This is a genomic window from Nocardia sp. NBC_01730 (assembly GCF_035920445.1).
Taxonomy (GTDB): domain Bacteria; phylum Actinomycetota; class Actinomycetes; order Mycobacteriales; family Mycobacteriaceae; genus Nocardia.
Genome location: NZ_CP109162.1, coordinates 6,254,409 through 6,268,090 on the forward strand (window position 1 = coordinate 6,254,409; position 13,682 = coordinate 6,268,090).

8 protein-coding genes are annotated in these 13,682 nt (G+C 68.0%); 5 read left to right on the forward strand and 3 right to left on the reverse strand.

Translation table 11 applies throughout. From position 1 onward, the window contains the following. Nucleotides 1–36 precede the first annotated feature (36 nt). Complete coding sequence (locus OHB12_RS26230) at nt 37–1,188, forward strand: neutral zinc metallopeptidase (protein ID WP_327111618.1); 1,152 nt, start codon at nt 37–39, stop codon at nt 1,186–1,188. Between the two features lie 49 nt (nt 1,189–1,237). On the opposite strand, the gene OHB12_RS26235 is transcribed toward OHB12_RS26230, so the two are convergent. From OHB12_RS26235 to OHB12_RS26245, 3 genes are all read right to left on the reverse strand, one after another. Then, a complete protein-coding gene (locus tag OHB12_RS26235; protein ID WP_327111620.1) occupies nt 1,238–1,927 on the reverse strand; it encodes a TetR/AcrR family transcriptional regulator in 690 nt (229 codons plus the stop codon). Then, complete coding sequence (locus OHB12_RS26240) at nt 1,924–4,170, reverse strand: MMPL family transporter (protein ID WP_327111622.1); 2,247 nt, start codon at nt 4,168–4,170, stop codon at nt 1,924–1,926. Before OHB12_RS26240 ends, OHB12_RS26235 begins: the two co-directional genes overlap by 4 nt. Before the next feature lie 84 nt (nt 4,171–4,254). After that, the gene (locus OHB12_RS26245) at nt 4,255–5,076 is read right to left on the reverse strand and encodes a hypothetical protein (protein ID WP_327111624.1); all 822 of its coding nucleotides are present in this window, start codon (nt 5,074–5,076) and stop codon (nt 4,255–4,257) included. 449 nt (nt 5,077–5,525) lie between these two features. Between OHB12_RS26245 and OHB12_RS26250 the strand changes: the two genes are divergently transcribed. The 4 genes from OHB12_RS26250 (at nt 5,526) to OHB12_RS26265 (ending at nt 13,664) form a co-directional block, all read left to right on the forward strand. Further along, the gene (locus tag OHB12_RS26250) at nt 5,526–8,492 is read left to right on the forward strand and encodes a DNA polymerase III subunit gamma and tau (RefSeq protein WP_327111627.1); all 2,967 of its coding nucleotides are present in this window, start codon (nt 5,526–5,528) and stop codon (nt 8,490–8,492) included. 294 nt (nt 8,493–8,786) lie between these two features. Beyond that, a complete protein-coding gene (locus OHB12_RS26255; RefSeq protein ID WP_327121482.1) occupies nt 8,787–10,001 on the forward strand; it encodes an acetyl-CoA C-acetyltransferase in 1,215 nt (404 codons plus the stop codon). Nucleotides 10,002–10,266: 265 nt separating this feature from the next. After that, nucleotides 10,267–12,417: a 3-hydroxyacyl-CoA dehydrogenase NAD-binding domain-containing protein gene (locus OHB12_RS26260; RefSeq protein WP_327111629.1), complete on the forward strand. Its 2,151-nt coding sequence runs from the start codon at nt 10,267–10,269 to the stop codon at nt 12,415–12,417. Nucleotides 12,418–12,551: 134 nt separating this feature from the next. Continuing rightward, complete coding sequence (locus tag OHB12_RS26265) at nt 12,552–13,664, forward strand: esterase-like activity of phytase family protein (protein ID WP_327111631.1); 1,113 nt, start codon at nt 12,552–12,554, stop codon at nt 13,662–13,664. Nucleotides 13,665–13,682: the final 18 nt, after the last annotated feature.

Sequence of the window (13,682 nt, forward strand, 5' to 3'; positions counted from 1 at the left end):
CTGTCGGCGATCACTGAGACGAGGGGGTACGGGGGCGTGACACAACCACCGTACGGATACGGACCGGTTCCGCATGGCGGGCGCCCGGTTCCGCCCCAGCCCGGCTACGGTCCGCCACCTGCCTACGGTTCGCCGCCCGCATACGGACCGCCACCCGCATACGGTTCGCCGCCCGGTTACGGTTCGCCGCCGGGATATGGTCCGCCGCCCGGTTATTCGCCGCCCGGTTACGGTCCGCCACCGGGTTATCGCCCGCAGATGCCGCCGCCGATGCCCTACGGTCCGCCTGGTCGACGGCCGTATCCGCCGCCGCGCAAACGGGGCGGCGGATGGGTGGCGTTGTTGATCGTCGTCGTGTTTCTCGTCGCCGGAGGGCTGGTGCGCAACGCGGTCTCCGTCGGACGGAACAACAGTGGCCCGTCCGGTCCGCAGCCCACCTTCACTTTCACTCCCCAGCCAGACGGTTCGACGGGTCCGGCCGAGACGGGCAGCAACCCGCTGCTCACAGACCCGAACGTGACTCTGCTCCCGGCGCGGTGCGCGTACTCCCCGTGGGGCACTCAGGTCGACGCCGCGCGCAAGTTCTTCGAAAGCGCCGCGTCGTGCCTGGAGGCGGCGTGGAAACCGGTGTTGCGAAAGGAGAATCTGCCGTTTCAGCCGCCCGCGTTGAACGTCAGCGCGACCACGACGGGCATCACGACGCCGTGCACCGGGTCGACGAGCAATTTCGCCGCGTTCTACTGCCCGGCGAACAAGACCATCTATATGCCGATCAGCCAGCTGCAGACCGACTACTTCAAGGACAACTGGGTGGTCTACCTGTCGGTCTTCGCACATGAGTATGGTCACCACGTGCAGGCGATGTCCGGCATTCTGCGCAAGGCGAACAGCGATCGGGCCGACGCGGGCCCGCGCAGCGCCAAGGGGCTGGAACTGTCGCGCCGAGTCGAATTGCAGGCCAACTGCTTCGACGGCATGTACCTCTCGTCCTCGGCCGGAGGCGGCTCGCTGACCAACCCGCAGCTCACCTTGGCCCGCAAGGACGCGTACGGCCGTGGTGACCAGGCAGGCGACATGCGAGACCACGGCACGTCCGAGAACGGCGGCCAGTGGTTCGAGACGGGGTTGGACAACAACCGTGCGGCCCAGTGCAATACATTCACCGCATCGACGGGCGAGGTGAACTGAGGCGATGACGCAACCTCGCAGTCGAGCGGCGGAAACACACTAACGCTGGTCAGGCCGGGGAATCGTGGTGCCTTAGACGGCCGAGCCAGGCAGTAACGGTTTCCGGTGTCGGCAGGTCATCGCCGATCAGGTCGAGCACGCTGTATCCGATGCACGCGGCGCCCATCACGCGCGACGCAGCCGCTTCCACGTCGCCCCAGGGCAGGTAGGGCTTGGCGATCAGCAGGGAGGCGATGCCGTGGGCGACGGACCAGAGTTCTAGCACGACGGGCAGCGGATCGCGCGGTGCCATCGTTCCCTCGTCCATGCACTTGTGCACGGTTGCCGCGAAATGCTCGAACGCTCCGCTGGTGAGAACTTGGTCGACCGCGCCGCCGATCTTCGTGGGCGCGATCGCCAGCCGGTACTGCTCGGGATGCGCGAGGGCGAACCGAACGTAGGCCATGCCCTGGTCACGCAGCTGGGTCATCGGCGAGGTCGCCGGGTCGGTTGCCGTCCGCAACGCCTCGGCGAGGTCCTCGAAGACCCGGGCAACGACGGCTTCGATGAGCTCGTCCTTGTCCCCGAAGTGTCGGTATATCGACGGCGCGCTCACTCCGACCAGCTCGCTGACCGCGCGGATCGACACCGCCTCGGCGGCACCGGTGCGTGCGAGCAGGTCGGCGGTGGCGCGCAGGATCTCCTCGCGTAGCTGGGCTCCGGAGCCGCGTGGCGAGCGCGGCCGGTGCGAGCCGATCATGGGCGATCTGCGGTTTCGAGGTCGGGTGTCGCGGACGCGTGGTCGACCTCGGTCAGCCCGATCTTCGCGTGCAGGCGGGCCAGCGGTTCAGGCGCCCACCAGTTCGCCGGGCCGAGCAGCCGCATGAGCGCCGGTGCGAGCAGGCCGCGAATGATTGTCGCGTCGGCGAGCACGGTCAGCGTGAGGCCGAGCCCCATCAATTGCATGAACGACACCTTCGAGGTGACAAGGGCGCCCAACACGATAGCCATCAGCACGGCGGCCGCAGTGAAGATGCGACCGGTGCGGGCGACGCCGATCGCGACCGCGCGGGCGTTGTCGTGCTCGGCCAGCCACTCCTCACGCACCCGCGAGAGCAGGAACACCTCGTAGTCCATCGACAGGCCGAAGGCCAGGCAGAACATCAGGATCGGCATGGTCGGCACCAGGTAGCCGACCGGGGTGAACCCGAGTAGCCCGGACAGGTGGCCCTCCTGGAACACCCATACCATCGCACCGAACGCGGCGGCGAGCGAAAGCGTATTCAGCACAAGCGCTTTGATCGGAAGCACGACGCTCCCGGTGAACAGGAACAGCACGACGAAGGTGGTCAGCGCGATCAGCGCACCCGCGAGCGGCAGCCGGGCGGCCAGTACGTCCAGCGAGTCGTCGTTGATCGCCGCGGCGCCGCCGTAGAGCGCGGGGCCCGGCGCGGGTACCGCCCGGATCGCTTGCAGCTGCCGGTCACCCGCGGGGGAGAAGGGGTCGAGCTTGGTGGCGACGTTGAGGTAGGTCCCCGTGTCATTGGCCATACCGGGCGTGGGCGCCGCGAACCGGAATCCGGAGGCGTAGATCCCGGCGCTGGACTGTACGGCGGGTACGCCGTCGACCTTGGATAGCTCGGCGGCGTACGCGCCGATCGCCGCGGTATCGCCCCGGTAGCCGTCCAACACGATCGTTGTGGTGGCCGCCGGGTCCGCCTGGGGGAACTGGCTGCGCATTACGTCACCGACCTGACGGCTGGCGGCGCCGGTCTGGAGCACCCGGTCGTCGGGGTAGCCGAACTTCACCGAGAGGAACGGTGCGCCGAGCGCGAGCAACACCACGATGAGCACGACCGCGACCGGCGGCGCGTGACGCATTACCGCGGAAACCGTTCGGTACCAGCGGGTCTCCTCCGGCGCAAGCGGGGCCGGCGCGGGTGTGCCTGGACGGAACAGCCGACGCAGGGGAACTCGCAGGTCGAGGGCGTTCACCCGATGGCCGAGCAGCACGAGCGCCGCGGGCAGGATCAGGATCGATGCTGCCGCGGCCGCGACGACCACGGCGACGCCCGCATAGGCGAAAGACTTGAGGAAGTACAGGTCGAACACGCTCAGCACGGCCATCGAGAGGGCGACGGTGAGTGCGGAGAACAGTACGGTTCGTCCAGCGGTCTGCACGGCGCGGATGGTGGCCGCGGTCGGGTCGAGGCCGTTGCCGAGTTCCTCTCGGTAGCGGCTCACGATGAACAGGCTGTAGTCGATGGCCAGCGCGAGTCCCATGGCAGTCGTCATGTTCAGCGCGTAGATCGAGACATCGGTGAACAGCGTGCACAAGCGCAGGATGGCCAGCGTCGCCGCGATCGCGAACAAGCCGATCACCAGCGGCAGTGCGGCCGCGATAAGGCTGCCGAACACCAGGATCAGCACGATCATCACCAGCGGCAGCGCGACGCCTTCGGCGAGGGCGAGATCTCGCGTGGTCTGCACGGTTACGTCGTGGTAGATCGCGGCGATGCCGCCCTGGCGGACCGTGACGCCGTCGGAGGTACCGGCGAGCTGGTCGGTCAGCTCGCCCGCGGTCTGCTGGACGTGGGATTCGTCGCCGGTGAGGTAGGCGACTACCAAGGCGCTCTTGCCGTCGCTGCTGCGTAAGGCGGTCGACAGCGGGGACGGGGCGGTCCAATAGGACTGGACGCCCTGCACGTCGGCGCGCGCTTTCAGGGTGTCGGCAAGCCCGATACCCGCCGCCTTGGTAGCCGGATCGTTCGCACCGGCGTCGGAGCTGACCAGCAGCACGAAATTAGGCGCGGCGCCGCCGAAGTTGTCGGCGATCAGCTGGACCACCCGTGCGGACTCGGCATCGTTCGAGGTGAATCCGCCGGATTTCAGGTGCGCGGCCGCGGTCGCTCCGAAAATACCGCACAGCACGGCGATAGCGAACGCGGCTGCGAGCACGGCACGGGGGAATCGGGTCGTGAATCGGGCTATCCGGGTCAGCATCGGGGCGCTCCGCTCGATAGGTTAGCGACGTTAGAGTAACGCCGTTAACCTATGGGTGTCGAGAGGCCGGGATGCGCTGAAGGGTCAGCCACGGGACTTGCGGATTGCCCGAAGCCCCCTGCGGCCAGGGACGGGAAAGTCGTCGTGCATCTCCACCCACTCCGCCGTGGTCAACCAGAGTTGCTGAGCGCGGGCGTCGGCGGTGTTGTGGAAGATCCGGCGGCCTCGGTCGTCGCGTAATTCCTGTGTGACCACCGACCAGCGTGGCGGGCGTCCGTGCTCGGCCAGGTAGTCGTTGAGGTAGGCCGCGACCGCGGTGCCGATGGTGTTCACCGGGCGCAGCGACACCCGGTTGCCGTACTGGGCGGCGTGGAAACGTCGTGCAGCACAAAGGGATCGGGGATTGGCATTGGAGGCGATCCAGCCTGCGCGCTGCGCCCGCTCGATCAGCCAGAGGTGCTTGACGGCTGATGGGGCGATATTGCCGATGCGGGTGCGGATCAGGGTCATGATCTGCTCGGAGCACAGCACGTCACGGCGCGTCGGCCCGATGCCGTGCGAGGTCCAGTGCGCGTCGGCAAGTCTGGCGAGTACCCGGCCGAAGTCGTCGATGCTGCGCTGGGCGCGCCGCCCGAGCCGCTCGATGCGCTCGGCCTCGCGGCGCATCTCGTTCTGTGTCGTCAGGGTGCGGATCGCGGCTATGGTCGGAACCTGGCCGCGTTCCAGGAGTTCGAGAATCGCGGCGGCGGTGGCCGGGTCGGCCGCGGCGGTCACCGGTAGCGAATCGCGCTTGATCGCGAAGTCCTGCGGGCTGATCGCCCGGCTCAGCAGGGCGACGGCGGAGTGATCGCCTGCGAAATCGGTACTGGACAGCCAGGCGGCGGCGATGTCGTCACACGACGGCACGGTGGAATTTCCTCCGGTGGAAGTGTGGGAATGGTGCTGGTCACCGTGGGCCGAACTCGGTGGTTGTGCCCCGGTCGGGATGAGGGACCGGCCGGGGTCACCAACCTGATGAAGGTTTGGCTACCGAAGTTGCCGATTGCCACGTTAGCCAGACGATTGCGTTCATGTCACCAGTGGTGACTGTTTCGTTATGTCCACAAACTTGCGGTGAAGCGGGGCGTAGGTACGTATTTTCGCGCTATTAGGGAGAATGTGGTGGCAAACGTCCGGGTTCGGTTGGCGGCGATGTGTGATTGCTGACGCGTTGCCGTCTTGCTTGCCGGGAAGCGGGGTGTAAGAAGTCATGGCGTATCATGTGATCTGGGTCACAGATCTGGTGGTCGATGTGCTCGTGCGAGCCGCGCTGGGCGGGAATGTTCTTTGTCGGTGCTCGCCGGTAACCTCTGGCCGTGGCTCTGTACCGAAAGTACCGACCGGCAACATTCGCTGAGGTGGTGGGTCAGGAGCACGTCACCGACCCGCTGAGTACCGCGCTCGACACGGGGCGGATCAGTCATGCCTATCTGTTCTCCGGTCCACGAGGCTGTGGCAAGACCTCTTCGGCGCGCATTCTCGCCCGGTCGCTGAACTGCGTGCAGGGTCCCACCTCGACGCCGTGCGGCGTCTGCCCGTCCTGTGTTGCGCTCGGCCCAGGTGGCCCGGGCAACCTGGACGTGATCGAGCTCGACGCCGCGAGCCACGGCGGCGTCGACGACACCCGCGAGCTGCGCGACCGCGCCTTCTACGCCCCCGCCGAGTCCAGGTACCGGGTGTTCATCGTGGACGAGGCGCACATGGTCACCACCGCGGGCTTCAACGCGCTGCTGAAGATCGTCGAGGAGCCGCCGGCCCACCTGATCTTCATCTTCGCGACCACCGAGCCGGACAAGGTGCTGCCCACCATCCGCTCACGCACACACCACTATCCGTTCCGGCTGTTGCCGCCGGCGACCATGCGCGGGCTGCTCGGCCGGATCTGCGAGCAGGAGCACGTTCCGGTCGAAGAGGCGGTGTACCCCTTGGTGATTCGCGCGGGCGGCGGTTCGCCGCGCGACAGTCTGAGCGTGCTCGACCAGCTTGTGGCCGGCGCGGGCCACGAGGGCGTCACCTATTCCCGCGCGGTGTCTCTGCTTGGCGTCACCGACGTGGCGCTGATCGACGACGCCGTCGAGGCGTTGGTCACCGACGACGGGGCGGCACTGTTCGGCACGGTCGATCGGGTAATGGAGGCGGGACACGACCCGCGCCGTTTCGCCGTCGACCTGCTCGACCGCTTCCGCGACCTGATCCTGCTGCGCGCGGTGCCCGACGCCACCGATCGCGCCCTGGTCACCGGCCCCGGCGACGTGCTCGACCGCATGCGCGATCAGGCCGAGCGTCTCGGTTCGGCCACCTTGACCCGCTACGCCGAGCTGTTACACGAAGGGCTCGGCGAGATGCGTGGTGCCACCGCGCCCCGACTTCTGCTCGAGGTCGTCTGCGCCCGCATGCTGCTGCCCTCGGTCTCCGACGCCGAATCCGCGACGCTGCAGCGCCTGGAACGACTGGAGCGGGGGGTGGCGACCGGCTCCCTCGCGGCAGCGCCCACCGCGTCTCCGGCGCCGGCTACCGCGCCTGCCCGGCCCGCGCCTGCGAGCGGATCGCCGTCCGATCCGCCGCGCCGGCGCGGCGCGGAGGCACTGGCCGCTATTCGCCGTGAGAGCCATGACGGCAACCCGCCTGCCGGTACGGCCTCGACTGTCGGGTCCGCCGCGTCGGCGGATACCACTGAAACCGGTGGCGTTGCATCCGTTGGTGATAGCGCGTCTATCGGTGCCGCGGTGCCTACGAGCGGTACGGCACAGGTTGGCGATCCCGGTGGTGTGGCGCCTGGCGGTGACGCGGCATCTGCCGATACCGGGCCCGTTGAGCGCATAGTGCCCATCGCTGGCGAGGATTCCGCAGAGGGTCGGACGCATATCGGATCCGCCGGTCGTGGCGCGTCCGACGCGTCGTCGGCTGGTGGCGGGTCTGCCACAGGGGAGCCGGCCGGCAGTGCGCCCGACGTTCGACGTGCTGGTCCCGGCCAGGAAGACGCGCGATCCGCGCAGGTCGGTGCATCCGGGTCGCCGGTCGTAGGAGCGGAGAGGGGCCGGAATACCGCTGCTACCTCCGGACCGGGGTCGTCGGGTGCCGCGTCGGACGTATCGGGTGGTTCAGCCGGCAACACGCTGCCCTCGTCGCCGAGCGGGCCCACCTTGCCCACCGAGTCGAGCTCCGTGGCCGCCCCCCCGAGTTCGACGGCCGACTCCGCGAACGCTCCAGGTGGTTCCGCAGCCGCGGCCGAACGGTCCGGATCGGCGCCCGCCAGGGCCGAATCGAGCTCGAGTCGCCGTCCTCCCGCTGTCCACGACCCGGACTCCGCGGCGGCGCAGCCTATCTCCGCGGGAGATGCGGCTGACGAACCTTCGTCCGCTGCGAAGGCCAGGCCGACGGGTGCGTCCGATGCGCAGGCCGCAGATGCGAATACCGCAGCGGCGGCTCGGGCCACGCCGTCGACGGCCGCGCATACCGCACCCGCGGAAGCCCACTCGGCGCACGAACCAGGGCAACCGGAACCCGTCACGCAGAGCGATGACCTGCTGCGCGAGGTGGAAGCCGCCTGGGCGGAGATCCGCACCAAGGTGCGCGAGTTCGGCGCGGCCGTGCAGGCGATGCTGGCCGGCGCGTCGGTGTCGCGCGTCGAGGGCAATGTCATCGTGTTCGCGCATCAGCACGCCCCACTGGCGCAGCGATTGTCTGATCCGCGGAATCTGGAAGCGGTGCGGTCGGCGGTGCGCGCTGTGCTCGGTCGCGACCATGAGGTGCGCTGGGAAGCGGGTGGTGCGGCACCGCGGCCTGCCGCGGCGCCGCGGTCCGGCGGCGGGGGGAACCGATCGCGCGGATCGGCGGGCAGTCAAGCCGCAGGACGTGAATCGGGCAACGCGGCCGGACGTGGTTCGGATGCCGCTGCGCCGCCGCGCTTTTCGCGCCCGAGTCAGGCCAGGAATGCAGGCGCGGACCAGCAGACCGGTGCAGGCCGGTCGCGCCAAGGCCGCTCCGACTCACGTCCGTTCGGCGGCGATGACGATATTCCACCGCCCGACTATCCCGATCTGCCGGACGATCCCGGCCCCGCGGACTCCGCGACGTTCGATGCCGCTGCGAGCGGAAACGACGCCGCGACCAGCAGGGGATGGGACAACGACGGGGTCGTTCCCGCCTCGACGCCGGAGGAGGAGCAAGAGATGCTGGCCGCCGCGGCGGATCCGGTGGCTCCTGGCGACCGGCGAGACCCAGACGAGGTCGCTCTCGAATTGCTGAAGAGTGAGCTCGGTGCCACACGGATGGACGGTTGACAACCACTGCTCCGACGACGTTAAGTTAACCAGAGTTCGCACACCGCCGGTAGTATGAATGGGCGGCCGTGAGCTCAGGTACGACGAGGTTCTATGGTAGGCCCAGACGTACGGGCGACCGGGAATATGCGTCCGCTGTCGCTTGCCCTGTTTTGTACAGCGTCAGGACGGTCGGTCGCAGGGCCGGTCGATGAGGTCAGCCGCAGCCATGCCGCAGCACGCGGTGTTGCCGCACAGAGCGCCCGGACGGACGAGGGTCCGGCCGCCGCACCTTTAAGGAAGGAACACTCCGATATGACCACAGAGGCCTACATTTACGAGGCCATCCGCACTCCGCGCGGCCGCGGCAAGAAGAATGGCTCGCTGCACTCGGTCAAGCCGATCGACTTGACTGTTGGTCTGATCCAGGAGCTGCGCGGCCGTTTCCCGAACCTCGACGAGGACCGCATCTCCGACTTGATCCTCGGCGTGGTCGCGCCGGTCGGCGACCAGGGCGCCGACATCGCTCGCACGGCGGTGACCGTGGCCGGACTGCCCGACACCGTCGGCGGCTTCCAGCTCAACCGCTTCTGCGCCTCCGGCCTGGAGGCCGTCAACCTGGCCGCGCAGAAGGTCCGCTCCGGCTTCGACGACCTGGTTCTCGCCGGTGGCGTCGAGTCCATGTCCCGCGTGCCCATGGGTTCGGATGGCGGCGCGTGGGCGCTCGACCCGGCCACCAACTACGACACCTACTTCGTTCCGCAGGGTGTGTCCGCCGACCTGATCGCCACCATAGAGGGCTTCGGCCGCGACGACGTCGACGCTTACGCGGTGCGCTCGCAGGAGCTGGCCGCCAAGGCCACCACCGGCGGCTACTTCGCCAAGTCGATCGTTCCGGTCAAGGACCAGAACGGCATCATCGTGCTGGACAAGGACGAGCACATGCGTCCCGGCACCACCGCAGAGGACCTGGCGAAGCTGCAGCCGTCCTTCGCCGTGATCGGTGAGATGGGTGGCTTCGACGCGGTGGCGCTGCAGAAGTACTACTTCGTCGAGAAGATCAACCACGTCCACCACGGCGGTAACAGCTCCGGCATCGTCGACGGTGCCGCGCTCGTGCTCGTCGGTAGCAAGGAAGCGGGAGAGGCGTCGGGTCTCACCCCGCGTGCGCGCGTTGTCGCGACCGCCACCAGCGGCGCCGACTCGACCATCATGCTGACCGGTCCGACCCCGGCCGCCAAGAAGGCGCTGGCCAAGGCCGGACTGACGCTCGATGACATCGACCTGGTCGAGATCAACGAGGCGTTCGCCTCCGTGGTGCTGAAGTTCCAGAAGGACCTGAACGTCCCGGACGAGAAGCTGAACGTGAACGGCGGCGCGATCGCAATGGGCCACCCGCTGGGTGCGACCGGCGCGATGATCACCGGCACCATGGTCGACGAGCTGGAGCGCCGCAATGGCCGCTACGCGCTGATCACCCTGTGCATCGGCGGCGGCATGGGTGTGGCCACCATCATCGAGCGGGTCTGAATCCCAACCGACAGATGAGAATTCACAGCGGCGTGAGCGTCGGGCCCGGAGGCGGCAGCCTGCGTGACCACGGAGGGCCTGCGAACGCCGCTCATAAACACAGCGGCGTGAGCGTCAGGCCCGGAGGCGGCAGCCTGCGTGACCACGGAGGGCCTGCGAACGCCGCTCATAAACACAGCGGCGTGAGCGTCAGGCCCGGAGGCGGCAGCCTGCGTAACCGCGGAGGGCCTGCGAACGCCGCGAATCGACAAGGAGACATAGAGCTGTGAGCGACACCAACATGATCGGTTGGGAGCAGGATTCGGACGGCATCGTCACGCTGACGATGGACGACCCGAACCAGAGCGCCAACACAATGAACGAGCTGTACAAGAAGTCGATGACCGCCACTGTCGACCGGCTCGAGGCGGAGAAGGACACCATCGCCGGTGTCGTCGTGACCTCCGCGAAGAAGACCTTCTTCGCAGGCGGCGACCTGAAGAACATGATGAAGGTCGGCCCGGACGACGCGCAGGCACTGATGGAGGAGCTCGGCGAGATCAAGGGCGCGCTGCGCCGACTGGAGCAGCTGGGCAAGCCGGTCGTCGCCGCCATCAACGGCGCCGCGCTCGGCGGTGGCCTGGAGATCGCGCTGGCCACGCACTACCGCATCGCGGCCGACGTGCCGGGTTCGCAGATCGGTCTGCCGGAGGCCACCCTCGGCCTGCTGCCCGCCGGTGGCGGCGTCATCCGTACCGTGCGCATGCTGGGTCTGCAGAACGCCCTGATGCAGGTGCTGCTGCAGGGCCAGCGCAACAAGCCGGCAAAGGCCAAGGAGATCGGCCTGGTCAACGAGCTCGTCGGTGCCACAGAGGAGCTGGTGCCCGCCGCCAAGGCGTGGATCAAGGCCAACCCGGACAAGGGTGTGCAGCCCTGGGACGTCAAGGGCTTCAAGATCCCGGGCGGCACCCCGTCCTCGCCCGCGTTCGCGGCGAACCTGCCCGCCTTCCCGGCCAACCTGCGCAAGCAGATCAAGGGCGCGAACATGCCCGCTCCGCGCGCCATCATGTCTGCCGCGGTCGAGGGCGCGCAGGTCGACATCGACAACGCGTCGCTGATCGAGTCCCGCTACTTCGTGCACCTGCTCACCGGCCCGGTCGCGAAGAACATGATCCAGGCGTTCTTCTTCGACCTGCAGACCATCAACAACGGTGGTTCGCGGCCGAAGGACGTGCCGAAGAAGGAGATCAAGAAGGTCGGCGTGCTCGGCGCGGGCATGATGGGCGCAGGCATCGCGTACGTCTCCGCCAAGGCGGGCTACCAGGTCGTGCTGAAGGACGTCACGATCGAGGCGGCCGAGCGCGGCAAGAACTACTCCGAGAAGATCGAGGCCAAGGCACTCTCCCGCGGCAAGACCACCGAGGAGAAGTCCAAGGCGCTGCTGGACCGGATCAAGCCGACCGCGGACGCGGCCGACTTCGCCGGTGTCGACTTCGTCGTCGAGGCCGTCTTCGAGAACACCGAGCTGAAGCACAAAGTGTTCCAGGAGATCGAGGACGTCGTCACCCCCGACGCGCTGCTCGGCTCGAACACCTCCACCTTGCCGATCACCGGCCTCGCGGCCGGCGTGAAGCGCCAGGAGGACTTCATCGGTATCCACTTCTTCTCGCCGGTCGACAAGATGCCGCTTGTGGAGATCATCAAGGGTGAGAAGACCTCGGACGAGGCGCTGGCCAGGGTGTTCGACTACACACTCGCTATCCGCAAGACGCCGATCGTCGTCAACGACAGCCGCGGCTTCTTCACCTCGCGCGTGATCGGCACCTTCGTCAACGAGGCGATCGCCATGCTCGACGAGGGCATCGAGCCCGCGACCATCGAGCAGGCCGGTCTGCAGGCGGGGTACCCGGCTGCGCCGCTGCAGCTGTCGGACGAGCTGAACATGAAGCTCATGCAGAAGATCGCCAAGGAGACCAAGGAGGCCGCCGAGTCGGGCGACACCACCATGGGCGCCAAGCGTCACCCGGCGCAGGACGTCATCGACTACATGGTGTCCGAGGGGCGGCCGGGCCGTCTGGAGAAGGCGGGCTTCTACGAGTACGACGAGAACGGCAAGCGCACTGGTCTGTGGCCGGGGCTGCGTGAGCACTTCAAGACCACGGCGGACTTCAGCGTTCCGCTGCAGGATCTGGTCGACCGCATGTTGTTCGCGGAGGCGATCGAGACCCAGAACTGCTTCGACGAGGGTGTGCTGACCTCGACCGCCGACGCCAACATCGGCTCGATCTTCGGCATCGGCTTCCCGGCCTGGACCGGCGGTGTGCACCAGTACATCGTTGGCTACCCAGGCGGGCACGAGGCCTTCGTGGCCCGCGCCGACTACCTCGCCAAGACCTATGGCGCGCGCTTCGAGGTCCCTGCCTCGCTGCGCAAGTAGTCATCGCTCGAACCCGACGTCAAAGCCCGCCATCGCTTTTCGCGGTGGCGGGCTTTCGCCGTTTCCGGGTGGGTGATCGGCGGATTTCAGTTCCGTTCGCTGTGGCGCGCGCCCTTGCGGATACGTTGGGAGCCGTGCCGAGACGTAGCCGCCGCATCCTGGTCGCCAGTTGTGCCCTCGCGTTCGTGTCAGCCCCCGCTGTGACGGTGCCGGAGGCTGCCGCCGATCCGGCGGCGGGCCCGTTGGTGCGGCTGCTCGGCGAGCAGGTGATCGAGCACGACCTGAACTTCGCGGGAACCACCGTGGGGGGCCTGTCCGGGATCGACTACCAGGAGCGCACCGGCGAGTATGTGCTGATCAGCGACGACCAGTCCGACAGGAACCCTGCCCGGTACTACACCGCGCGCTTCGAGGTCGGCGAGAAGGGGGTGGGTCCGGTGACGTTCACCGGCACGCGTCCGCTCTTGACGTCGACGGGGACCCCCTACGCCCCGAAGTCGGTGGACCCGGAGGAGATCCGGGTCGATCCGTGGACCGGCGACTACTACTGGACGCAGGAGGGCGAACGGACCGACACTGTCCGTGCGGACCCCTCGGTGCGGATCGCTCGGCCCGACGGCACGTTCGCGGGTGACCTGCCGATCCCTGGCGACGAACGGATGCTGCCGAATGCGGGGCCGCGGCAGAACCTGGCGCTGGAGGGCGCGACCTTCGCCGCCGGGGGTGCACTGTTCCTGACGTCGGTGGAGGGACCGCTGCTGCAGGACGGACCGGAGGCAACCACGACCAGTGGCGCGCCCGCCCGGATCACCGTCCAGGCGCGCTTCGGACCGCCGCTTGCCCAATACGTGTATCCGATGGAGCCGGTGTTCGCCGAGTCGCGTCCCGAAGCTGGCCTCGGCATGAATGGGATCTCGTCCATCTTGGCCGCCGACCCGCTGGACCCGACGAAACTCCTTGTGCTGGAAAGGTCCTATGTCAAGGGCGTCGGCAACGCGGTCCGTATCTACGAGGCGGATCTGGGCGCGGCGAGCAACGTCCTCGACGCGCCGATCGGCGCCGCACGTCCGGTCGCCAAGCGGCTGCTCGTCGACCTCGCCGACGTCGGGCCCGCCGCGATCGACAACATCGAGGCCATGACCTGGGGTCCGCGCCTGCCCTCCGGCGAACGCACCCTCGTGCTGGTGAGCGACAACAACTTCCTCGCCAACCAGATCACTCAGGTCATCGCACTCGCCGTCGGTTAGCCGGTGCGGCGTCTTCGG

Excerpts from the sequence above, each read along its gene's own strand:
- OHB12_RS26255 (WP_327121482.1), top strand. The coding sequence starts at position 8,787 with ATGACCACAGAGGCCTACATTTACGAGGCCATCCGCACTCCGCGCGGC.
- OHB12_RS26240 (WP_327111622.1), bottom strand. The coding sequence starts at position 4,170 with ATGCTGACCCGGATAGCCCGATTCACGACCCGATTCCCCCGTGCCGTG.
- OHB12_RS26235 (WP_327111620.1), bottom strand. The coding sequence starts at position 1,927 with ATGATCGGCTCGCACCGGCCGCGCTCGCCACGCGGCTCCGGAGCCCAG.